The organism is Actinophytocola sp., from assembly GCF_049647105.1.
Taxonomy (GTDB): domain Bacteria; phylum Actinomycetota; class Actinomycetes; order Mycobacteriales; family Pseudonocardiaceae; genus Actinophytocola.
In genome coordinates, this window is the sequence record NZ_JBARWZ010000140.1 from 1 (window position 1) to 21,601 (window position 21,601).

The 21,601-nt window shown below is 70.2% G+C and carries 20 protein-coding genes and 1 rRNA gene; 4 read left to right on the top strand and 17 right to left on the bottom strand.

The window, feature by feature from the left end:
- The 5 genes from WBA97_RS16655 to WBA97_RS16675 form a co-directional block, all read right to left on the bottom strand.
- Positions 1-282 (bottom strand): FadR/GntR family transcriptional regulator (locus WBA97_RS16655; protein WP_424231734.1); only part of this gene is annotated, 282 nt, incomplete at its 3' end.
- Complete coding sequence (locus tag WBA97_RS16660; RefSeq protein WP_424231735.1) at positions 283-1,047, bottom strand: 3-oxoacyl-ACP reductase; 765 nt, start codon at positions 1,045-1,047, stop codon at positions 283-285.
- 73 nt (positions 1,048-1,120) lie between these two features.
- Positions 1,121-2,494 carry an aldehyde dehydrogenase family protein gene (locus WBA97_RS16665; RefSeq protein ID WP_424231736.1) on the bottom strand — a complete coding sequence of 458 codons (1,374 nt, stop codon included), beginning with the start codon at positions 2,492-2,494 and terminating at the stop codon, positions 1,121-1,123.
- Positions 2,491-3,210, bottom strand: a complete 720-nt coding sequence (locus WBA97_RS16670) for a gamma-glutamyl-gamma-aminobutyrate hydrolase family protein (protein ID WP_424231737.1) — start codon at positions 3,208-3,210, stop codon at positions 2,491-2,493. The genes WBA97_RS16665 and WBA97_RS16670 overlap by 4 nt, the downstream gene beginning before the upstream one ends.
- Entirely contained in the window at positions 3,191-4,555 is a 1,365-nt protein-coding gene (locus WBA97_RS16675) for a glutamine synthetase family protein (RefSeq protein WP_424231738.1), read from the bottom strand. The genes WBA97_RS16670 and WBA97_RS16675 overlap by 20 nt, the downstream gene beginning before the upstream one ends.
- A 163-nt stretch (positions 4,556-4,718) precedes the next feature.
- Here WBA97_RS16675 and eat point away from each other — a divergent pair, with 163 nt between their 5' ends.
- Together eat and WBA97_RS16685 are read left to right on the top strand one after the other, a co-directional pair.
- Positions 4,719-6,170: an ethanolamine permease gene (gene eat / locus WBA97_RS16680; protein WP_424231739.1), complete on the top strand. Its 1,452-nt coding sequence runs from the start codon at positions 4,719-4,721 to the stop codon at positions 6,168-6,170.
- A gap of 47 nt (positions 6,171-6,217) precedes the next feature.
- Positions 6,218-6,730: an AAA family ATPase gene (locus tag WBA97_RS16685; protein WP_424231740.1), complete on the top strand. Its 513-nt coding sequence runs from the start codon at positions 6,218-6,220 to the stop codon at positions 6,728-6,730.
- On the opposite strand, the gene WBA97_RS16690 is transcribed toward WBA97_RS16685, so the two are convergent.
- Entirely contained in the window at positions 6,727-7,353 is a 627-nt protein-coding gene (locus tag WBA97_RS16690) for an NUDIX domain-containing protein (protein ID WP_424231741.1), read from the bottom strand. The genes WBA97_RS16685 and WBA97_RS16690 overlap by 4 nt on opposite strands.
- Positions 7,350-9,053 carry a CTP synthase gene (locus WBA97_RS16695; protein ID WP_424231742.1) on the bottom strand — a complete coding sequence of 568 codons (1,704 nt, stop codon included), beginning with the start codon at positions 9,051-9,053 and terminating at the stop codon, positions 7,350-7,352. The genes WBA97_RS16690 and WBA97_RS16695 overlap by 4 nt, the downstream gene beginning before the upstream one ends.
- Positions 9,054-9,214: 161 nt before the next feature.
- Between WBA97_RS16695 and WBA97_RS16700 the strand changes: the two genes are divergently transcribed.
- On the top strand, positions 9,215-9,940 hold the full coding sequence (locus tag WBA97_RS16700; RefSeq protein WP_424231743.1) for a glycerophosphodiester phosphodiesterase family protein: 726 nt from the start codon (positions 9,215-9,217) through the stop codon (positions 9,938-9,940).
- Between the two features lie 226 nt (positions 9,941-10,166).
- Here the strand turns inward: WBA97_RS16700 and WBA97_RS16705 are convergent, their stop codons facing one another.
- From WBA97_RS16705 to WBA97_RS16715, 3 genes are all read right to left on the bottom strand, one after another.
- Positions 10,167-11,108, bottom strand: coding sequence for a copper transporter (locus WBA97_RS16705; protein ID WP_424231744.1), 942 nt, complete (start codon positions 11,106-11,108; stop codon positions 10,167-10,169).
- The gene (steA, locus tag WBA97_RS16710) at positions 11,105-12,289 is read right to left on the bottom strand and encodes a putative cytokinetic ring protein SteA (RefSeq protein ID WP_424231745.1); all 1,185 of its coding nucleotides are present in this window, start codon (positions 12,287-12,289) and stop codon (positions 11,105-11,107) included. Before steA ends, WBA97_RS16705 begins: the two co-directional genes overlap by 4 nt.
- A gap of 91 nt (positions 12,290-12,380) precedes the next feature.
- Entirely contained in the window at positions 12,381-12,986 is a 606-nt protein-coding gene (locus tag WBA97_RS16715) for a TetR/AcrR family transcriptional regulator (RefSeq protein WP_424231746.1), read from the bottom strand.
- A 64-nt stretch (positions 12,987-13,050) separates the two neighbouring features.
- Here WBA97_RS16715 and WBA97_RS16720 point away from each other — a divergent pair, with 64 nt between their 5' ends.
- On the top strand, positions 13,051-13,473 hold the full coding sequence (locus WBA97_RS16720; RefSeq protein WP_424231747.1) for a hypothetical protein: 423 nt from the start codon (positions 13,051-13,053) through the stop codon (positions 13,471-13,473).
- 321 nt (positions 13,474-13,794) lie between these two features.
- Here the strand turns inward: WBA97_RS16720 and recN are convergent, their stop codons facing one another.
- The 7 genes from recN to rrf all read right to left on the bottom strand — a co-directional run bounded on the left by recN (position 13,795) and on the right by rrf (position 21,588).
- The gene (recN, locus tag WBA97_RS16725; protein WP_424231748.1) at positions 13,795-15,585 is read right to left on the bottom strand and encodes a DNA repair protein RecN; all 1,791 of its coding nucleotides are present in this window, start codon (positions 15,583-15,585) and stop codon (positions 13,795-13,797) included.
- Positions 15,586-15,678: 93 nt separating this feature from the next.
- A complete protein-coding gene (locus tag WBA97_RS16730) occupies positions 15,679-16,572 on the bottom strand; it encodes an NAD kinase (protein WP_424231749.1) in 894 nt (297 codons plus the stop codon).
- Complete coding sequence (locus WBA97_RS16735; RefSeq protein ID WP_424231750.1) at positions 16,569-17,375, bottom strand: TlyA family RNA methyltransferase; 807 nt, start codon at positions 17,373-17,375, stop codon at positions 16,569-16,571. Before WBA97_RS16735 ends, WBA97_RS16730 begins: the two co-directional genes overlap by 4 nt.
- 2 nt (positions 17,376-17,377) lie before the next feature.
- Entirely contained in the window at positions 17,378-17,545 is a 168-nt protein-coding gene (locus tag WBA97_RS16740) for a hypothetical protein (RefSeq protein ID WP_424231751.1), read from the bottom strand.
- Between the two features lie 4 nt (positions 17,546-17,549).
- Positions 17,550-18,419, bottom strand: coding sequence for an HAD-IIA family hydrolase (locus WBA97_RS16745; RefSeq protein ID WP_424231752.1), 870 nt, complete (start codon positions 18,417-18,419; stop codon positions 17,550-17,552).
- Positions 18,416-21,370, bottom strand: a complete 2,955-nt coding sequence (locus WBA97_RS16750) for a hypothetical protein (RefSeq protein WP_424231753.1) — start codon at positions 21,368-21,370, stop codon at positions 18,416-18,418. The genes WBA97_RS16745 and WBA97_RS16750 overlap by 4 nt, the downstream gene beginning before the upstream one ends.
- Positions 21,371-21,471: 101 nt before the next feature.
- Positions 21,472-21,588, bottom strand: a 5S ribosomal RNA gene (rrf, locus tag WBA97_RS16755).
- Positions 21,589-21,601 lie beyond the last annotated feature (13 nt).

Genomic DNA, 21,601 nt, shown 5'->3' on the forward strand with positions numbered 1-21,601 from the left:
GCTCGGGAGTGTGCCCGCGACGAACGTGCCGCCGTACCGGCCGCGGCGGGACTCGACGTAACCCGCGTCGGCGATCGCGCGGATCGCGTCGCGCAGCGTCACCCGGCTCACGCCGAGCCGTGCGGCCAGCTCCCGTTCCGACGGCAGCCGCTCCCCCGGCCCGGCGACGCCGAGCCGGATCGCCTGCAACAGCCGTTCCACCGTCTCCTCGAAGGCGTTGCGGGTCCGCACCGGACGGAACAGTGCGGCGGCAACTCCCTTGTGGACGGCCACAGTGGACACCTACATCGGCGTGACGTACGCGCCCGAGATCCCGCCGTCCACGAGGAAGGTCGACGCGGTCATGTAGGACGAGTCGTCACTGGCGAGAAACGCCGCGGCGGCGGCGATCTCCGACGCCTCCGCGAACCGGCCCATCGGCACGTGCACCAGCCGCCGCTGCGCGCGCTCGGCATCGGCCGCGAACAGCTCCTGCAACAGCGGGGTGTTCACGGGTCCTGGGCACAACGCGTTGACCCGGATGCCCTCACGCGCGAACTGCACCCCGAGCTCGCGGGTCATCGACAGCACGCCGCCCTTCGAGGCGGAGTAGGAGATCTGCGAGGTCGCCGCGCCCATCACCGCGACGAACGACGCCGTGTTGATGATCGAGCCCTTGCCCTTGGCCCGCATGTACGGCAGGGCGTACTTGCAGCACAGGTACACCGACGTGAGGTTGACCTTCTGGACCTTGTCCCACGCGTCGAGGCCGGTCTCCAGGATCGAGTCGTCCTCCGGCGGGGAGATGCCCGCGTTGTTGAACGCGATGTCCACGCCGCCGTGGTCGGCGGCCACCTGCGCGTACATCGCCTCGACCGCGTGTTCGTCGGTGACATCGCAGGTGATCGCGGCACCACCGGTCTCCTTCGCGAGCGCCTCGATGGCGTCGGTGTTCAGGTCGACCCCGACCACGACGGCGCCCTCCTGCGCGAACCTCTTCGCCGAGGCGAGCCCGATGCCGCTGGCCGCCCCGGTGATCACCGCGACCCGGTCCCGCAGGCGTTTCACGACAGCTCCTCGCAGGCTCCGAGCTGCCGCTCACGGTCGCCCTGTGTCTTCTGGTTCGCTCCGCAAGCTCCGCTCACGCCCGATCCCCCTCTGTCGCGATGAACACGTTCTTGGTCTCGGTGAAGGCAGCCAACGCGTCCGGCCCCAGCTCCCGGCCGAGCCCGGACTGCTTCATGCCGCCGAACGGCGTCCAGTACCGCACCGACGAGTGCGAGTTGACCGACAGGTTCCCCGCCTCCACCCCGCGCGCGACCCGCATGGCGCGGCCAAGGTTCTCGGTCCAGATCGACCCGGACAGGCCGTACTCGGTGTCGTTGGCCATCCGGATCGCCTCGGCCTCGTCGTCGAAGGTCTGCACGGTGACGACCGGGCCGAACACCTCCTCGACGACCGTCCGGTCGGTGACCGCACGCGGTGTGACCACGGTCGGCGGGAACCAGAACCCGGGCCCGTCAGGTGCACTCCCCCGGAACGCGACCTGCGTCGTGTCCTCCACATAGGACCGCACGGTGGCGCGGTGCGCGGCGGAGATCAGCGGGCCCATCTCGGTCTTCTCGTCGGCGGGATCGCCGACCACCACCCCACCCACCGCGGGTTCGAGCAGCGCCATGAACCGGTCGAACACGCCGCGCTGCACGAGGATCCGCGACCGGGCGCAGCAGTCCTGGCCCGCGTTGTCGAACACCCCGTACGGCGCGGTCGCGGCCGCCTTCTCCAGGTCGGCGTCGGCGAACACGATGTTGGCGTTCTTGCCGCCCAGCTCCAGCGTCACCCGCTTGACCTGCGCCGCGCAGCCCGCCATGACCTGCTTGCCGACCTCGGTGGACCCGGTGAAGACCACCTTGCGCACCAACGGGTTGTCGACGAACCGCTGCCCGACGACCGACCCCTTGCCGGGCAGGACCTGGAACACGTCCTCGGGAATCCCGGCCGCGCGGGCCAGTTCGCCGAGGCGGATCGCGGTCAGCGGGGTCAGCTCGGCGGGCTTGAGCACGACCGTGTTGCCCGCGGCGAGTGCCGGTGCGAACCCCCAGCCCGCGATCGGCATCGGGAAGTTCCACGGCACGATCACGCCGACCACCCCGAGCGGCTCGGCGAACGTGATGTTCACCCCGCCCGGTACCGGGATCTGCCTGCCGAACAACCGCTCCGGCGCGGCCGAGTAGTACTGCAGCACGTCGCGGACGTTGCCTGCCTCCCAGCGGGCGTTGCCGATGGTGTGACCGGAGTTCTCGACCTCCAGCCGCGCCAGGTGCTCGAGGTCGCCGTCGACGGCCTCAGCGAACCGGCGCAGCAGCCGCGCCCGGTCGGCGGGTGCGACGGCCCGCCACGCGGCCAGCGCGTGGTGCGCCCGCCCGATCGCGGCGTCGGCCTCGTCGGCGGAGGTCAGCTCGATCCGGGTGACCACCGCCTCGGTGGCCGGGTTGATCACTTCGGTGACGCTCATCCGTTCTCCTTGGCGGCGCTGACAAGCGCGGCGAAAAGCCTGCTGTCGGCGCCGTTCTCCTCCGGGTGCCACTGCACACCGAGCACGAACTCGGGCTCGGCCAGCTCGACCGCCTCGATGACGCCGTCGCCCGCCCACGCCACCGAGACCAGCCCGGCACCGAGCGTGTCGAGAGCCTGGTGATGGTGGCAGTGGACGTCCACTTCGGACCCCAGGATCGCCGACAACCTGCTGTCCGGCAACACCTTCACCGGCACGCGGCCGTAGACGCCGGGTGTTGGCAGGTGGTCGGTGTTGCCGACCAGGTCGGGCAGGTGCTGGTGCAGGGTGCCGCCGAGCACGACGTTCAGCAGCTGCATGCCGCGGCACACGGCCAGCAGCGGCACCCCGTTCGCGAGCGCCGCCTCGATCAGCACGTGCTCGCTGTGGTCGCGGTCGGGGCGGGCGGGTCCGGTCTCTGGCGCGCGGTCGGCGCCGTAGTGCACCGGGTCGATGTCCGCGCCACCCGCGACGATCAGACCGTCCACACGCGACAGGAGGTCCGCGGTGACATGACCGGCGGGCGGCAACAGCACGGGCACCCCGCCGCCGTTGACGACGCCGTCAAGGTAGCCGCGCGCCAGCACCGCGGCGGGGGTGTCCCAGAGCCCGAACCTGCTTTGCTCCAGATACGTCGTGATGCCGATGACCGGGCCGCTAGAGGCGTTCAAAACCACGAACCCGCTCCCAGTCGGTCACCGCGGCGTTGTACGCGGCCTGCTCGACGCGCGCGTTGTTGAGGTAGTGCTCGACCACCTCGTCGCCGAACGCGGTGCGCGCGAGCTTGCTCTCCGCGAGCAGCTCGGCCGCATCCCGCATGGTCGCGGGCACCTGCGGCTTGTCGACGCCGTAGGCGTTGCCGGTGAGCTCCGGCTCCAGCGGCAGCTCGTTGTCGATGCCGTGCAGCCCGGCGGCGATCAGCGCGGCCACCGCGAGGTAGGGGTTCACGTCCCCGCCCGGCACCCGGTTCTCGACACGCAACGACTCGCCGTGGCCGACCACACGCAGCGCGCACGTCCGGTTGTCGATACCCCACGCGACGGTCGTCGGCGCGAAACTACCCGGCGCGAACCGCTTGTAGGAGTTGATGTTCGGCGCGAAGAGGTAGGTCAGCTCACGCAGCGCGGCCTGCTGTCCGGCGAGGAAGTGCGTCATCAGCTTCGAGAAGCCGTGCTCGCCGTCGCCTGCGAGCACGGCCGAGCCGTCGGTGCCGCGCAGGCTGATATGGATGTGGCAGGAGTTGCCCTCACGCTCGTTGAACTTGGCCATGAACGTGAGGCTCTTGCCGTGCCGCGCGGCGATCTCCTTGGCACCGGTCTTGTAGATGCTGTGGTTGTCGCACGTGGTCAGCGCGGTGTCGTACCGGAACGCGATCTCGTGCTGGCCCGGGTTGCACTCGCCCTTCGCGGACTCGACGTACATGCCGGCGCCGGTCATGCCGTTGCGGATGTCGCGCAGCAGCGGCTCCAGCCTGCCGGTGCCGAGCATCGAGTAGTCGACGTTGTACTGGTTGCCGGGGGTGAGGTCGCGGTAGCCGGAGCGCCATGCCTGTTCGTAGCTGTCCTCGAAGACGATGAACTCCAGCTCGGTGCCGACGTAGGCGGCGAGGTCGCGCTCGGCGAGCCGGTCGAGCTGGCGGCGCAGCACCTGCCGGGGCGAGGGGGCCACGGGACCGCCCTCCACCCACTCGACGTCGGCGAGCACCAGCGCGGTGCCATCGAGCCACGGCACGAGCCGCAGCGTCTCGAAGTCGGGACGCATGACGAAGTCGCCGTAGCCCCGCTCCCAGGAGGACATGGCGTAGCCGTCGACGGTGTTCATCTCGACGTCGACGGCCAGCAGGTAGTTGCATGCCTCGGTCGCGTGCGGGACGACCTCGTTGAGGAAGTACTCGGCGGCACAGCGTTTGCCCTGGAGGCGGCCCTGCATGTCGGTGATCGCGACGAGCACGGTGTCGATCGTGCCGCCCGCGACCAGCTCACGGAGCCGGTCGAGCGTGAGCATACCGTCGCGGTGTCCCATGCCTGCCTCCCCAAAGGATCAGACCTGACCCATTGCGGCCATTCCACACGCCCCTACCTGAGGTGTCAACGCGGGGCGGGCTTGACAGCACAGGTGAACAGGATCACTCTCATGCGAAACTCAAAGGACTGATGCTGGCCCATTGGACCCGAGGGAGCATCCGGTGTCGAAGTCGTCGAAGTCGCAGCGCGCCGTCGAGTACCAGACCGTCTCCGCCGACTACCTCGAACAGCGTCAGCTCCGCAGAGGCGCGGCGGGCTGGGTGCTGCTCGCCGGCCTCGGGGTCGCGTACGTCATCTCCGGCGACTTCGCGGGCTGGAACTTCGGGCTCGCCGAGGGCGGCTGGGGCGGACTGCTGATCGCGACCGCGCTCATGGCCGTGATGTACACCTGCATGGTGTTCGGCCTGGCCGAGATGGCATCGGCGATGCCGGTCGCGGGTGCGGGCTACGGTTTCGCCCGGCGCGCGCTCGGCCCCACCGGCGGGTTCGCCACCGGCACCGCGATCCTCATCGAGTACGCCATCGCACCCGCCGCCATCGCGGTGTTCATCGGCGGCTACGTCGAGTCGCTCGGCCTGTTCGGCCTGACGAGCGGCTGGCCGGTGTTCCTGGTCTGCTACCTGATCTTCATCGGCGTACACGTCTGGGGCGTCGGCGAGGCACTGCGCGTGATGTTCGTGATCACCGCGATCGCCGTGATCGCGCTGGTCGTGTTCGTGGTGGGCATGGTCGGCAAGTTCGACGCCGACAAGCTCTTCGACATCCCGATGACCGACGCGTTCGGCGCGAGCACGTTCCTGCCGTTCGGGATAGCGGGCGTGCTGGCCGCGTTCGTGTACGGCATCTGGTTCTTCCTGGCGGTCGAGGGCGTGCCGCTGGCCGCGGAGGAGGCGAGCGATCCCCGCCGGGACCTCCCGCGCGGCATCATCGCCGCGATGGCGGCACTGCTGGTGTTCGCGGCTCTGATGCTGCTGGTCGCCCCGGGCGCGGCGGGGTCGAACACGATCGCCGGCTCGGACAACCCGCTGCCGGACGCGATCCGCGCGGCCTACGGCGGCGACAACTTCCTCGCCCAGTTCGTGAACTATGTCGGGCTCGCCGGCCTGGTGGCGAGCTTCTTCTCGATCATCTACGCGTACTCGCGGCAGCTGTTCGCGCTGTCCCGCGCCGGTTACCTGCCGCGCTGGCTGTCGAAGACCGGCCGGCGCAAGACCCCGGTGCTCGCACTGATCGTCCCCGGCACGATCGGCTTCCTGCTGGCGGCGTTCACCATGGACGGCGCGAAGCTGATCAACATCGCGGTCTTCGGCGCGACGGTGTCGTACGTGCTGCTCAACGTGTCACACATCGTGCTGCGCTACCGCGAACCGGACATGGAGCGCCCGTACCGCACCCCGGGCGGCGTGGTGACGACGGGCATCGCGGCGGTCCTCGCGGTGGCCGCGGTGGTGGCGACGTTCTTCGTCGACGAGGTCGCGGCCGCCATCACGGCCGGGATCCTGCTGGTGGCCCTGGCGTACTTCTTCCTCCACAGCCGCCACCACCTGGTCGCGAACGCTCCGGAGGAGGAGTTCGCGGCGATCAAGGCGGCGGAGTCGGAACTGGCGGACTGACGCACCCGGGTCGATCGCGAGCGCGTCACGGGCACCAGACTGACCGCATGATCGTGTGGCTCAACGGGACCTTCGGCGCGGGCAAGACGACCACCGCCGCGAAGCTGGTCGGGCTGCTGCCCTCGGCGCGCTTCTTCGACCCAGAACAGGTCGGATTCATGCTGCGCCACGTGTTGCGCGAGCCGGTCCACGACTTCCAGGACCTGCCGCCGTGGCGTGGTCTGGTCCGGGAGACGGCACGTCAGGTCCTCGCGCACACGGGCGGGACGCTGGTCGCACCGCAGACGATCCTCGCGGAGGACTACGCGCGGGAGATCTTCGACGGGCTCGCCGCCGACAGTGTGCCGGTCCACCATTTCGTCCTGCACACGAACGAGGACGAGCTGGTGCACCGCATCGAGCACGACACCGCCGACCCCGGCGCGCGGCAGTGGCGGCTCGACCACGTGAAGGCGTACTTCGCCGCGGTGCCGTGGCTGCACGCGTCCGGCACGGTCGTCGACACGACCGGCCGGACGCCGGACGAGGTGGCCCACGCGATCGTGAGCCACCTCGCCTAAGCCTGTCGTGACGGCAAGCGGGTCGGCAGGTCCTCCCACGGCGCGGCCGCCGGGCGCGGTGTCACACCCGTGGCACGGATCACTTGCGTGGCAAGGATTCCGCTGACCGTGGCGCCGTTCACGATCTCGCCCGCCACCGCCATCCGCACGGCTTCGGTGAGCGGGACCTTGCGCGCCACCAGGTCAGCCTCCTCGTCGCCGAGCAGCTCGCGATCAACCGCGGACAGCCCGGTGGCCAGGAAGACACGCACGACCTCGTCGGTGAACCCTGGTGACGCGGCGACGTCGACCAGCACCGACCAGTGCTCCGCGGCGAGCCCGACCTCCTCGACCAGCTCACGCTTGGCCGACTCGAGCGGGTCCTCGCCGAGGTTGTCGATCAACCCGGCCGGCAGCTCCCAGATCCGCCTGCCCAGCGGGTGGCGGTACTGGTGGATCAGGGTCACCTGATCGTCGTCGTCCAGCGCGACGATCGCGACCGCCCCGTGGTGCTCGACGATCTCGCGGCTGGCATGACCACCGCCCGGCATCGCGACTTCGTCGATACGCAACGCGACGATGCGTCCGGCGTAGACATCCTTTGTGGACAGAACGGTGAACTCGTGCCGACCAGGTTCGGTCACGAACGCGCTCCAGCGCCGGAGGGCTCTGGCAACTCCACCGGCAACCGCTCCGCCACCTTGCGTGCCAGCGCGGCGCGCACGAAACCGGCGAACAACGGGTGCGGCCGCGTCGGACGGCTCTTCAGCTCGGGGTGCGCCTGCGTGCCGACGAAGAACGGGTGCACGTCGGCGGGCAGCTCAACGTACTCGACGAGATGACCGTCCGGCGAGAGCCCGGAGAACTGGAGACCGGCCTTGGACAGCTTGTCGCGGTAGGCGTTGTTGACCTCGTAGCGGTGGCGATGCCGCTCGGAGACCTCCTTCTCCCCGTAGGCATTCGCGACCATCGAGCCCGCCGTCAGCTTCGCTGGGTACGCGCCGAGCCGCATGGTGCCGCCCATGTCCCGCTCCCCCGCGACGACGTCCTCCTGGTCGGCCATCGTGGAGATCACCGGGTGCTTGGTGGCCTCGTCGAACTCCGAGGAGTTCGCGTCCGTGATGTTCGCGAGGTGCCGTGCTGCCTCGATCACCATGCACTGCAGGCCGAGGCACAGCCCGAGCACCGGGATCTTGCTGACGCGTGCGTACTCGATCGCGCCGATCTTGCCCTCGATGCCGCGCACACCGAACCCGCCGGGGATCAGCACCCCGTCCAGGCCGGACAGCGCGGCCGCGGCGCCCGCCGGGGTCTCGCACTCGTCGGACGCGACCCACACGATGTCGACCTTGGCGCGGTGCGCGAACCCACCGGCCCGCAAGGCTTCCGTCACCGACAGGTACGCGTCGGGCAGGTCGACGTACTTGCCGACGATCGCGATGCGCACCGTCTCCTTGGGATCGTGCACGCGGGTCAGCAGGTCACCCCACACCGTCCAGTCCACGTCCCGGAACGGCAGTCCCAGCCTGCGGACGACGTACGCGTCGAGGCCCTCGGTGTGCAGCACCTTCGGGATGTCGTAGATCGACGGCGCGTCCGGCGCGGCGACGACCGCGTCGATGTCCACGTCGCACATCAGCGCGATCTTCCGCTTGAGGCCGCTGGGGATCTCGCGGTCCGCGCGGCACACGACCGCGTCGGGCTGGATGCCGATGTTGCGCAGCGCGGCGACGGAGTGCTGCGTCGGCTTGGTCTTCAGCTCGCCGGACGGCGCCAGGTAGGGCACGAGCGACACGTGCAGGAAGAAGCAGTTGTCACGGCCGACGTCGTGGCGGACCTGCCGCGCGGCCTCCAGGAACGGCAGCGACTCGATGTCACCGACGGTGCCGCCGATCTCGGTGATGACCACGTCAGGCGCGTTGCCGTCCTCGCCGGGCACGGCCATATCGCGGATGCGCCGCTTGATCTCGTCGGTGATGTGCGGGATGACCTGCACGGTGTCGCCGAGATACTCACCGCGCCGCTCCTTGGCGATGACTGTCGAGTAGACCTGCCCGGTCGTCACGTTCGCCGCGCCGACCAGGTCCCGGTCGAGGAACCGTTCGTAGTGCCCGACGTCGAGGTCGGTCTCCGCACCGTCCTCGGTGATGAACACCTCACCGTGCTGGAACGGGTTCATCGTTCCGGGGTCCACATTGAGGTAGGGATCGAGCTTCTGCATCGTGACCCACAGACCACGGGACGTGAGCAGTTGGCCGAGGCTCGAGGCCGTCAGGCCCTTGCCGAGGGACGAGGCGACCCCACCGGTGACGAACACATACTTGGTCGTACGCGAGTGTTGCACCAGGGACGCCCCCCGTGGCGTTGCCTTCGGTCCATATCCGTTATTGGCGATACCGTTCGCAGCGGGGCTGCCCGCCTGACTCTCCACGGGTTTTCACCGTATCACCTGCTCCGACGATCCGAACCCGACACACCGTTCAGGGTCCCCGGTAGGTTCGTTTGGTGCCGGAACTCGCGTGGCTCACCACCCGCCCGATCGCGCATCGCGGCCTGTACGACGAGGCAGAAGGCCGTCCGGAGAACTCCATGGCCGCGTTCGAACACGCCGTGTCGCAGGGGGTGCCGTTCGAGTTCGACGTGCAGCTCACCAGCGACGGTCACCCGGTCGTGTTGCACGACGCCGCGATCCCGGGCACCGCCGCCGTGCGGGACCTGGACGCACGCGCGGTGAGCAGGCTGCGACTCTCCGCTGATCAGTCGGTGCCGACCCTCGACCAGGTCCTGTCGGCCGTCGACGGCCGCGTACCGATCGTCGTCGACGTGCGCCGCTGGACGCTCGGCCACTCCCCCGGCCTCGAGCAGACGGTCGCCGACCGGCTCGCCGGCTACCGGGGCCCCGCGGTCACGCAGTCGTTCGACCCGTTCGCCGTCCGCAAGCTGCGCGGGCTGCTGCCGGACCTGGCCGTCGGGCAGGCGTCCGGCTCCCTGATGTCGGTGGGGCGGGCGCTGCGGGCGGTCGGCAGGTCGATGGTGACGAACGCCCTCACCCGGCCGGATTTCCTGACCTACGAGCTGACCGAGCTGCCGGACCCGTTCGTTTCCTTCTGGCGCAACGAGAAGCGTCCGGTGATCGCGTACACCGCGCACTCCGTCGCGGAGGAGACGATGGCCCGCGACCTCGCGGACGGGTTCTTCTTCTCCGGCTACCTGCCGACCGTCTACCGCTGAGCGGGCAGTCCACCCCGACCGGCGACCGAACCCCACACTTCAGGAACCGACCCGGGTACACCACAGCGCCCCCGAGAACCCACCTCATCGAGCGCAAATCCCGAAAACCGGCCGGATGCCAACCCCCACCCGTTCCCGGGGGCGTCCCGCCATGCCAGTCTACCGGTACCCACCGACAGAGCCGGTGATGTCGATCTTGCCTGTGGGTAACTCCCCGCGCTGTGGACTACTCCGTCGGCGAGCCCGGTGCGGGGCGTTCCGCGTTGCCCGCGTCGCCGTAGCGGCCAGCCTTGCCCTCCAGCTGTTCGACGAGCGCCAGCACGGTCACCACGCGCCCCGAGGACGTCTGCAGGTTGTCCACAGTGGACAGAATGCTCGTGGCGGCGGTGTCCGCGCGCACGACGCCGACCGGCCCGGTGCCGGACGCGGAACCCGCGTCACCTGCCAGCACGGTGCCCGCGCCGGAGCGGTCGACCTGGGTGGCGAACCGCGCGACGGTCGCGGCCCGGTCCCCCGCCCCGTCACCGGAAGCGGCGCCGCCGGTCAGCACGATCGCGAGCTGCGCGGGCTGAAGTCCCTGGCTCGCCTTGACGAACCCGCCCTCGGTAAGTCCGGACAGCGCGGCGGCGGTCTCGTCGGCGGACGCCTGCGGCTTGTTGGTGTCCTTGTTGATCAACATGAGCGGCCCGAGCAGACCGCCCGCGAGCGTGCCGGGGTCGGACGCGGTGGGCAGCTGAACACCGGCAGGAAGGAGCCGCACGACGATGTCCTTGAGCTGGTCGGCGTGGCGCGGATCGCTGAAGGACGTGGTGAGCTGCAGCTCGCCGGTGACGGTGCCACCCGCGTTCGCGACGAGGGCCTTCAGCGCGTCGCGGTCGGCGGGCTTGGCGTCGGCGGTGGCGACGAGCACGACGGTGCGCTGCGCGAGCTGACCCTGCACCGCCTTCGGACCGACGGCCGCGGCGAAGCTGTCGGCGTCGGCAAGGCGTGCGTCCTGGGCGTTCTTCTCGGTCTGCAGGTTGTTGACCTGTGCGGCCAGGTCCTCGTTTTCGTTGTTCAGTCCCGAAAGCAGCGAACGCGACAACGTCGTCGACCCGAGCACGACGCCGACGGCGAGCGCGAGGAAGACCGCGGAGATCGAGATGATGTGGTACCGCAACGAGATCACGAGAAGACGCCCCCAACCCAGTTCGTGAAGGTGTGCCAGGTGTTGACCGCCCAGTCGAGGTAGGCGCCGCCGACTCCCGACATGGCGAGGCCCACGGCGACCGCGACGAACGCCGCGAGCACGAGCAGGACGACCGCGCCGACGGAGACGCGACTGCGGTGCAGGGTGGCGACCGCCTTGCCGTCGACGACCTTGCTGCCGAGCTTGAGCCTGGTCAGGAAGGTGGACGGGTTCGAGCCGGAGCGGCCACGGTCGAGGAACTCGTGCAGCGTGGCCTGGAACCCGACGGTGACGACGAGTTCGGCGCCGTGGGTGTCGGCGAGCAGCAGTGCGAGATCCTCCGCGTTGCCGGAGGCGGGGAAGGTGACGGCACCGATGCCCAGGTCCTGGACGCGTTCGAGCCCCGGCGCGTGCCCGTCCATGTGCGCGGGGACCACGACCTCGGCACCACTACGCAGCGTTTCCGTGGACAACCTGTCCGGGTCACCCACGATCACGTTCGGGCGATAACCGAGGTGGTGCAGTGTGTCGGCGCCGCCGTCGACGCCGATGAGCACGGGCCGGTGCTCCGCGATGTACCGCTTGAGGCGGCGAAGGTCCTCCTCGTGGTCAAGGCCGGGGGCCACGATGAGCACCTGCTGATCTCGGATGGTGGCGTTCAGTTCTGGCACGCCGACGCCGTCGAGGATGAGGGTCCGCTCGCGCCGGAGGAACTCGATCGTGTTGGCGGAGAATGCCTCCAGCTGCGCGGACATGCCGGCCTTTGCGTCGATCATGAGGTCCGCGATGGTCTCGACGGACTGCTCGGCGCCGCGCCCGACCTCCTCTTCGCCGACGAACACGCCGCCCTCGAGAAGCCGCACCCTGCTGCCTTCTTTGATGGCACGCAGCACCTCGGGCCCGGCGTCGTCGATGAGCACGATCCCCGCGCCGACGATGATCTCCGGCCCCAGGTTCGGGAACCGTCCGGAGATCGACGGCGAGGCGTTGACGACACCGGTGACCTCGGCGTCGACCAGTGCATCCGCGGTGGCGCGGTCGAGGTCGACCTGGTCGAGGATGACGACGTCGCCGTGCCCGATCCGGCGCAGCAGGTCGCCCGTTCGCCGGTCGACCCGCCCGATCCCGGTGACCCCAGGTCGAGCCGGACGCGATCGGGCAAGGAGACCGATGAGCTTCATGTGACTGATGGTGTCAAATGGACACGTGATATTCCGTCCGCCACGCCGGGAAATTCACCCGACCGGGTCAACGCGGTCCACTCTGGAATGATCACTGAGGACTGTGCACAATGGACGGACGCCACCCGTCGACCATCGCGCGCAACGCATCCTCGTACCCCGAGGCGATGTCCAGCCCCGGCGGCATCGAGCCGGCGAACTCCAGCGAGACAAGCCCGTGCGCGACTCCCCAACAGGCGAGCGCGACCAGCTCAGGGGCAACTTTTCGCAACGCGCCCGCCGTCTGCCCCCGCCGCACGGCGTCGACGAGTGGCGCGAGTGTCGCGGCCGCCTCCTCCCGCGCGCAGTCGTCGATCCGGGCGTCCTGCTGGGTGAACATGATCGCGTAGAGGTGCGGTTCACGCAGGGCGTAGTCCCGGTAGGCGATGCCGAGCCGCACGATGTCGCCGACCGGGTCGCCAGTCACCGCGACGTCTCCGAGCCGCGCCCCGAACCGCCGGGCCGCCTCGCGGTAGAGGCTCTCGAGCAGCCCGGCCTTGTTCCCGAAGAGCGAGTAGACAGCGGACGTCGAGGTGCCGGCATCGGCGGCGAGCCGCCGGAGGTTCAGCGCGTCGACGCCGTCGTCGAAGACGAGGGCGGCGGCCCGGTCGATGAGACGCCCTCGGAGAGCGTCGTCGTGAATCTTCGGTCTCCCCATACTTGACAAGTGTATCGTAACGTTGTTTCGTAACGACGTTACTAAACTTCGATGGGGAGCCGAGATGCAAACGCTGATGCTGAGCCCGGAGTCGAGATACATCGCGGGCGCCGTACTGCTGACGATCGTCGGCATCGAGTTCGGCGGCTGGTTCATGACCCGGATCGTGGGCGGCAAGGTGCCGATGACGCCGTTCCAGAAGTCGTTCGCCAGGGCGGGGCACGCGCACGCGGGTGTGCTGGTGACGCTGGGTCTGGTGACACTGATCCTGGCCGACGCCGCGGCACTGGACGGTATTCTGGGCTGGCTGGCGAGGGTCGGCACCCCGACGGCGGCGGCCCTGATCTCGGCCGGCTTCTTCTTATCGTCGATGGGACGCGGTGAGGTGACCCGCCCGAACAAGCTCATCTGGCTGGTGTGGCTCGGCGCCCTGTCACTGGCGGTGGGCGTGGTGACGCTGGGGCTGGGCCTGCTGACTACGAGCTGAGGACAGCCCCGGCAGCGGCCAGGTGGCAGTTCCGAACCACCAACTCGCGGGTCCCGAACGGCAACCTCGCGAGTTCTGAACCGCAGACTCGCGCGTCCCGAACCGTGGACTCGCGGGTCCCGAACCACAGACTCGCGCGTCCCGAACCGTGGACTCGCGGGTCCCCAACGACAGACTCGCGGGTTCCGAACCGTGGACTCGCGGGTTCCGAACTGTGGACTCGCGCGTTCTGGAGTGGGGGGGGACCCTGTTGTGCATGAGCCAGCCAGTGTGCAGTCCACCCGGGGCCGTTCGGCTCCCGGGTGGGTTGTTGGTGGCTGTTTAGTGCTTCTTTCGGCTCTTTCCTCGGGTTGCCTTCTTGTCGGCGTCCGCTACGGCTAGCAGCTCTTCGGCATGCGCTCGGCCGGTTTCCGTGGAGTCCATGCCAGCCAGCATGCGAGCAAGTTCCCGCACCCGGTTCTGGTCGTCCACGCGGCGCACGTCGCTGCGGGTGACGCCGCCCTGGGCTTGCTTGTCGACCACCAGGTGGCGGTCGGCGAACGCGGCCACCTGCGGCAGGTGGGTCACCACGATCACCTGGTGGCTTGCCGCCAGTCGGGCCAGGCGGCGGCCGATCTCCACCGCGGCGCGGCCACCTACGCCGGCGTCGACCTCGTCGAAGACCAGGGTCGGGACCGGGTCGGAGTGGGCAAGTACCACCTCGATCGCCAGCATCACGCGGGAAAGCTCGCCACCCGAAGCGGCCTTGTGCACGGGCAGGGGCACAGCGCCGTCGTGGGCACGCAGGCGGATCTCCACCTCGTCCACACCGTCCGGGCCCGCGTGCACCAACGCCTCGCGGTCCTTGCCGCCCGCGACACGCAACGACTGCGGGTCGTTCGGCTCGGCCCAGCGGGTGCTGACGATGACCTCGATCGCCGCCTGGCCCATGGCCAGGCCCCCCAGTTCGACGGTCACCGCCTGCGCCAGCTTGTCGGCGGCCTCGACGCGGAGCACCGTCACACGCTTCGCGCACTCCGCGAGCGCCGACGCGAGCTCTTCGCGTTGCCTGGCCAGCTCGGCCAGCGCCTCCTCCGACGTGTCCAGACCCGCCAGCTGCCGGGACGCCGTGTCAGCCCACTCCAGCACACCGTTGACGTCCGCCGCGTACTTGCGGGTCAGCTGCTTCAGCTCGGCCTGCCGCGCAAGCACCTGTTCGAGCACCTGCGGGTCCGCGTCCAGCGAGTCGAGGTAGCTGCTCAGCTCGGCGCCGACGTCGACCAGCAGCGCCTCCGCCTCCGCGAGCCTCGGCTCCAGCTCCCGTAGCCGCGGGTCGTCCGAACCGGACAGGCGGTGCCGCGCGTCGGCGATCAACCCGAGTGCCCCCGGCGCGTCCGCATCACCGTCCGGCGCACCCGACACCGCGTACGCGGCACCGGTCGCCGACTCACGCAGCTGGTCCGCGTCCGCGAGCCGCTTCGCCCGTTCCTGCAGCTCGTCGTCCTCGCCGGGCTGGGGGCTCACCGCCTCGATCTCCGCGAGGCCGTGCTTGAGCATCTCGGCCTCGCGCGTCATCTCACGGGACCGGGCGCTGCGGTCGGTCAGCTCGGTGCTGACGCGCACCCACTCCTCGCGCACCTTGCGGTACTCGGAGAGCGCGCCGGCCAGCTCCTCACCGGCGAACCGGTCGAGCACGGACCGCTGCTCGGTCGGGCGCATCAGCTTGAGCTGGTCGTTCTGCCCGTGCACGGCGATGAGCTGCTCGGACAGCTCGGACAGCACACCGACGGGCACGGACCGCCCGCCGAGGTGCGCTCTGGAGCGCCCGTCCGGGTTGACACTGCGTAACGCGATCAGCGTGCCGTCATCGTCGGGTTCCGCGCCCGCGTCGCTCGCGACCTTCGCCGCCGCACTGCCTGGCGGAGCGGTGAAACGGCCCTCCACCACCGCCTTCGCCGCGCCGCTACGGATTCTGGACACCTCGGCACGGCCACCGGACAGCAAGTGCAGTCCGGTGACGACCATGGTCTTGCCCGCACCCGTCTCACCGGTCACCACGGTGAGTCCCGGGTCGAGTTCGAGGGTGGCCTCGTCGATCACGCCGAGGCCCTCGATGCGCATCTCGGCCAACACAGCGCGCACTTTATCGGCTCGCACCGACAAAAGCTCGCACCACCCGCAAGTGTGTTCGATTCATGGCGATGTCCGCGTCACAAAGTTCCGCACTCACACCCGTGGGCTGCGCCAACCCTGCACCGGCAGCGCGAACTTCTCCACGAGCCGGTCGGTGAACGGGCCCTGCCGCAGCTTCACGAGCCGCGCCGGGATCTCCCCGCCCGCCACCTCGACCCGGGCGCCAGGAGGCAATACGAACGTACGGCGACCGTCGCAGCACAGGACCGCGGGATGACCGGACGGGTCCACCTCGACCGCGATCCGCGAGTCCGGCGACACCACCAGCGGCCGCGCGAACATCGCGTGCGCGTTGCTCGGCACCACCAGCAGCGCCTGCACATCCGGCCACACCACGGGGCCGCCGGCGGAGAACGCGTACGCGGTGGAGCCGGTCGGCGTCGCGCACAGCACGCCGTCGCAGCCGAACGACGACACGGGCCGGTTGTCGACCTCTATACGCACGTCCAGAATCCGCTCACGGCTGCTCTTCTCGACGCTGGCCTCGTTGAGCGCCCACGTCTTCGCCAGCCGCCGGTCCCCCAGCGACGCCGTGACGTCGACGGTCATGCGGTCGACGACCTCGTACCGCTGCGCGATGACCTGCGACACCGCCTCGTCGAGCATGTCCGAGTCGGCCTCGGCGAGGAACCCGACACGGCCCATGTTCACCGCGAGCACCGGCACCCCGGCGGGCCGGGCCAGCTCGGCGGCACGCAGCAGGGTGCCGTCGCCGCCGAGGACGAACACCAGCTCGGTGCCTTCCGCGGCCTTCACGTCGACCGGCACGACCCGCTGGTAGCCGGACGCGTCCAGGTCCGGCGCCTCGCGTTCCAATACGCGCAACCTGATATCGGCGTCGGCGAACCAGCCCGCGACCTTCTCCGCGGCGCGGCGGGTGTCCTGCCTGCCGGTATGCACGACGAGGAGCACTTCACGGGCGGTCATTGCGGCCCCTCTCGAACGGCGGTCTCCACGAGCGCGGCCGCCGCCTGGTCGTCCAGGGGCGCGCCGCGACGCAGCCATGCGAAGTATTCGACATTCCCGGACGGACCGGGAAGCGGGCTGGCGACCACACCGTGGGGGCGCAAACCCAGCTCCCCGGCCACCTTCAGCACGTCCAGCACCGCCGCGGCGCGCAGCGCGGGGTCGCGGACCACACCACCGGAGCCGAGCCGCTCCTTGCCGACCTCGAACTGCGGTTTCACCATCGGCAGTAGGTCGGCGTCGTCGGTCACACACGCGAGCAGCGCGGGCAGCACGATGCGCAGGGAGATGAAGGATAGGTCGGCGACGACCAGGTCGACCGGCCCCCCGGTCTGTTCCGGGGTGAGAGCGCGGACGTTGGTCCTGTCGAGCACGACCACGCGGTCGTCGGTCTGCAACCGCCACACCAGCAGGCCGCGCCCGACGTCGGCGGCTACGACCTCCCGCGCGCCGCGGCGCAGCAGGACGTCGGTGAAGCCACCCGTGGACGCGCCCGCGTCCAGGCAGCGGCGCCCCTCGACGCCGACGGAGAACTTCTCCAGCGCGCCGACGAGTTTGTGCGCGCCGCGGGACGCCCAGTCCGGGTCGTTGCCGAGATCCCGGACCACGACGGCCGCGTCCGTCTCGACGGCCGTGGCCGGCTTGCCCGCGACCGTGCCGCGCACGGTCACGCGGCCGTCGGCGATGAGCTGTGAGGCGTGCTCGCGGGAGCGGGCGAGGCCACGACGCACCAGCTCGGCGTCGAGCCGGGTCCTCCTGGGCACCGTCAGTCCGAGTCGATACTGGTGAGGGCCTCGTTGAGGGCCACATGCACGGCGTCGAACCGGCCGACATGCTCGGTCAGCGGGACGGCGTCGAGGTTCTCGGTGCCGGCGATCGCCTCGTCGATGTCGCTCGTGTCGACGTCGGCGGGCTGGTCGGTGTCGAACTGCACCCTGTCACGCTACTTCATGCTCGAGGCCGAGGCGGGCAAGCGCCTCGCGCACCGTCGCCTGCCAGTCGTCGCCCGCCAGCCGCACCCCGTCCTCGGCGACGGCCTCGACGTCGTGGGCGACGAAGGTCGGCCGCATGTCCTCCGGCGCGTCGAGCAGGTCCTGCGCGGTCGCGACGCCGGTCAGGACCAGCAGCGAGTCCATCCCCGCTGCGACCGCGCCCGCGATGTCGGTGTCGAGACGGTCGCCGATGACCAGCGGGTTCCGCGCGTCGGCTGACTTCTGCGCCTCGTCCAGCAGCGGGGTGGCCGGCTTGCCAGCGATCACCGGCTCACTGCTGGTCGCGGCCCGCAGCGCCGTGACGAGCGAGCCGTTGCCCGGCAACGGACCGCGTTCGGTGGGCAGGGTGGGGTCGACGTTGCACGCGACCCACAGCGCACCCGCCCGGATGGCGACACACGCCTCGGCGAGGTCACGCCAGCCGGTGTCCTTGCTCAGGCCCTGGACCACGGCCTGGACGTCGTCGCTGTGGGTGCGGGTGGCGGTGAGGCCCCTGATCTCGACCTCGTGCACGAGTGCGGCCGAGCCGACCACCAATACCGTTGTATTGGGCAACAGCTTGCCTGCGAGCACGGACGCGGCGGCCTGCGCACTGGTGCTGACTTCCGCAGGCACCGCCCGCACCCCGATGCGAGTCAGATGACTTGCCACCTCGTCGGGCCCGCGAGACGCGTTGTTGGTGACGAACCGGACCTTTGTGCCCGCGGCGTGTGCCGCCTCGACGGCGCGGTCGGCCCCGGGGACAACTTCCTCGCCCCGGTAGATGGTGCCGTCGAGGTCGAACAGGAGGGCGTCGTAGTCGTCGAGGAGGCTCACGACGCACTCAGGGAGGTGGCGCGCTCGGCGGCGTCGGTCTCGTCCTCGAGGTCGGCGTCCGCGGCGTTGAGGAACCAGCGGATCGCATCGTCGTGGCGGCCCGCGGCCTCGAGGTTGTCGGCGTAGGCGTAGAACAGGCGCGCGCTCCACGGGTCACGGCGCTTGGCGTCGAGATCGGGCCCTTGCAGGGCCACGACCGCGGCGTCGACCTGCCCGAGGTCCCGCCGCGCCCCGGCGGCGACGATCTTGAGCTCGACCGCGACCTCCGACGGGAGGTCCGTGCCCTCGGCGGCCAGTTCCAGCGCCCGCTCCGGCCGGCCGAGCGCACGTTCGCAGTCGACCATCACCGGGAGGTGGTTCTGCGACCCGGTCATGCGGCGGACGGCGCGGAACTCGCCGAGCGCCTCGGCCCACTCACCAGCGTGGTAAGCCGTGATACCAGCAGCCTCACGAACAACCGCGACGCGGGAGGCGCGGGTGCGGGCGAAGCGGGCGTGCGCGAGCGCCAGCTCGGGATCCTCGTCGATGAGGAGGCCCGCCGCGACCAGGTGCTTGCCGACCAGTTCGGCCACGGCCTTCGAGAGGCTCTTCAGCTCACGCCGTGCGTCGGCGTCGAGGTCGCTGAACGCGATATCCGCGGACAGTTCTGGTTCACCATCGCGGCGACGCGGGTCGTGCTGCTGCTCGGCGGGTTCCGGGGTGCGCTCGCCGTCCTCGGGCGTCTCGTCCGAGTCATCGGTGGCCGTGGCTTCGGCTGCGGCCGGCTCGGAGGTGTCCGGGGCATCGGAGGTTGAGTCCTCGGGTGCGATCCGCTCGGGTGTGTCGTCCCGGTCTTCGGAGGCTGAGTCCTCGGATGCGGCCGACTCGGACGTGTCGTCAACACCATCAGCGGCTGCGTCCTCGAGTGCGGCCAGCTCGGACGTGTCGTCAACACCATCAGCGGCTGCGTCCTCGAGTGCGGCCGACTCGGACGTGTCGTCAACACCATCAGCGGCTGCGTCCTCGAGTGCGGCCAGCTCGGGCGTCTCGTCTGCGGCTGGTTCGGGTGTCTCGGCCGAGTCCTCGGAGGTGGCCTGCTCGGGCTTGTCGTCTGTCGACTCGGTTGGCTCATCGGTGGCCGGGTGCGGCTCGTCCGAAGGGTGGTCGGTGGCTGCCGGGCCGGGAAGCTCGGTTGGCTCGTCCTCGGTAATCGCGCCGGAGTTGAACTCGCCGGTCGCCGTGACGTCCTCGTAGGCCGAGTCTTCGCGGGTGCGGTAGCCGGAGGCGTGGCTTTCGCCGCCGGTGGTGGACGTGTAGTGGTTGCGGCGGGCAAAGCCGCTGGTCGGTTCCTGCGGGGCTTCGGCAGGCGGGGTGTCGTTGGCCGGGGTTCGGCCGGTGTCCCTGGTTCGCCGGTCGTCGCGGTTCTGGCGGTTGCCCCGGTCGTCGCTTCGGAAGCCACGGTTGTCCTGGGACGGGCGGCCGCCGCGGTCGTCGCGGTTGCCGCTTCGGAAGCCTCGGTCATCGTGGCTTTGCCGGTTGCCCCGGTCGTCGCGGGACGGGCGGGTGCCACGGTCATCGCGGTCTCCGCTGCGGAAACCGCGGTCATCACGAGATGGGCGGGTGCTTCGGTCGCCGCGGTCGTCACGCGAAGGGCGGGTACCGCGGTCGTCACGATCGCCGCTGCGGAAACCACGATCGTCGCGAGACGGCCTGCTTCGGTCAACCCGGTCACCACCACGGGAACCACGGTCGTCGCGAGATAAGCGGGTACCGCGGTCGTCACGATCTCCACTGCGGAAGCCGCGATCGTCACGAGATGGACGGGTGCCGCGGTCGTCACGGTCTCCGCTGCGGAAACCGCGATCGTCGCGTGACGGCCTGCCGCGATCGTCACGGTCCCCACTGCGGAAACCACGATCGTCACGAGATGGCCGAGTGCCGCGATCGTCACGATCCCCACTGCGGAAACCACGATCGTCGCGAGACGGCCGAGTGCCGCGATCGTCACGATCCCCACTGCGGAAACCACGATCGTCGCGAGACGGCCGGGTGCCGCGATCGTCACGATCGCCGCCGCGGGAACCACGGTCGTCGCGAGATGGGCGGGTGCCGCGGTCGTTGCGGTCTCCGCCTCGGAAACCGCGGTCATCGCGGAAGTTGCGGCTGCCCCGGTCGTCACGGTTGTGGCCGCGGTCGTCGCGGGCCGGGCGGCCGCCGCGATCGTCACGGTCGCTGCTGCGGAAGGCGCGGTCATCGCGAGATGGGCGGGTGCCGCGGTCGCCACCGCGGTCGTCGCGGAAGGAGCGGTTGCCTCGGTCGTCGCGGTCCCGACTGCGGTCGTCGCGGAACGGACGGTTTCCTCGCTCGTCGCGGCCACCCTTGTTGTGGCCACGGTCGTCGTGGGATGGGCGGTTGGGGCGATCGTCTCGGTCGCCGCCTCGGTAACCGCGGTCGTCGCGGGACGGGCGCGTGCCTCGGTCGTCGCGGTTTCCGCCGCCGTAGCTGCGAGAGTTGCGGTCGCCACCTCGGTAGCCGCCGTCTTCGCGGGACGGGCGGCTGGGGCGGTCGTCGCGGTTTCCGCCGCCGTAGCTCCGGGAGCCGCGGTCGTCTCGGGGCTGGCGGGACTCGCCGCCGCGGGAGGGGCGGTCGTCGCGGTACGGGCGGTTGCCGCTGTTGTCGCGGGAGGCGCCTCGGTGACCGCGGTCGTCGTTGTGGCGGGGCTGACCTGCGGTTCCGCTGTTGTCGTGACGGGGGCGGTAGCCACGGTTCTCGTCGCGGTCGCGGTTGGGGCGATAGCTGCCCCGGTCTGCGCCCCGGCCACCATCGTTACGGTCGCGGGTGGGGCGGTAGCCGCCCCTGTCCCGGTTCTGGTTGTTCCGATAAGGGCGACTGCCCTGGTCACTGCGGTTGGAGTCGCGGTCTCGGTTGCGCGCGCCACCGCTCTCTGACTCGTCGCGGTTGCGGTCCGACACTGTTCCTCCTGCACTACGGGGCCTGCGGTACTTGCGGGGCTCCGACACCTATTGAACATGCAAGAGGCCCCCCGGGGTGCGGAGGGCCTCTTGTGAAGGGTGTTCGGCGGTGTCCTACTCTCCCACACCCTGGCGAGTGCAGTACCATCGGCGCTGGTGGGCTTAGCTTCCGGGTTCGGAATGGGACCGGGCGTTTCCCCACCGCTATGGCCGCCGTAACTCTATGAAACT

What these genes read in the sequence shown, in the direction of transcription:
- WBA97_RS16665 (WP_424231736.1), bottom strand. Translation starts at nt 2,494, where the DNA reads ATGAGCGTCACCGAAGTGATCAACCCGGCCACCGAGGCGGTGGTCACC.
- WBA97_RS16675 (WP_424231738.1), bottom strand. Translation starts at nt 4,555, where the DNA reads ATGGGACACCGCGACGGTATGCTCACGCTCGACCGGCTCCGTGAGCTG.
- WBA97_RS16685 (WP_424231740.1), top strand. Translation starts at nt 6,218, where the DNA reads ATGATCGTGTGGCTCAACGGGACCTTCGGCGCGGGCAAGACGACCACC.
- steA (WP_424231745.1), bottom strand. Translation starts at nt 12,289, where the DNA reads ATGAAGCTCATCGGTCTCCTTGCCCGATCGCGTCCGGCTCGACCTGGG.
- WBA97_RS16715 (WP_424231746.1), bottom strand. Translation starts at nt 12,986, where the DNA reads ATGGGGAGACCGAAGATTCACGACGACGCTCTCCGAGGGCGTCTCATC.
- WBA97_RS16720 (WP_424231747.1), top strand. Translation starts at nt 13,051, where the DNA reads ATGCAAACGCTGATGCTGAGCCCGGAGTCGAGATACATCGCGGGCGCC.
- WBA97_RS16730 (WP_424231749.1), bottom strand. Translation starts at nt 16,572, where the DNA reads ATGACCGCCCGTGAAGTGCTCCTCGTCGTGCATACCGGCAGGCAGGAC.